Source organism: Desertibacillus haloalkaliphilus, from assembly GCF_019039105.1.
Lineage (GTDB): Bacteria > Bacillota > Bacilli > Bacillales > KJ1-10-99 > Desertibacillus > Desertibacillus haloalkaliphilus.
On sequence record NZ_JAHPIV010000293.1, the window covers coordinates 1 to 389 of the forward strand.

General features: G+C 56.0%; 1 protein-coding gene. It reads right to left on the reverse strand.

Annotated elements, in window-relative coordinates; translation table 11 throughout:
• Positions 1–4 precede the first annotated feature (4 nt).
• A partial coding sequence (locus tag KH400_RS29970) for a hypothetical protein (protein WP_217228264.1) occupies positions 5–389 on the reverse strand: 385 nt, incomplete at its 5' end.

The following is a 389-nucleotide window of genomic DNA, read 5'->3' on the forward strand; positions in this document are numbered from 1 at the left end:
TCTTTTACATTCCCCCTCTTTTTCTCTTTCTTCTTCTTCTCCTCTTTCTTTCACACTTTTCCCTCCCCTTTCCTCCTCTTTTCTCCCCCTCCCCTCTCTTTCTTTCTCTCTTTCCTTCTCTTCCCCCCTCCCTTCCCCTCCTCCTCTTCCCCCTCTCTCTCTCCCCCCCTCCCTCCTCCCCCCCCCTCCCCCTCCCTCTCCCCCTTTCCCCCTTTTTTCCCCCTTCCCCTCTCCTCTTTTCTTTTTTCCCTCTCTTTCCCCTCTCCTCTCTCCCCTCCCCTCCTCTCTCCCTCCCTCTCTTCTTCCCTCTCTCCCTCCTCCCTCTCTCTTCTCTCTCTCTCTCTCTTCCTCCCCCTTCCCTTTCTTTTTTCTCCCTTCCCCCCTCCCCT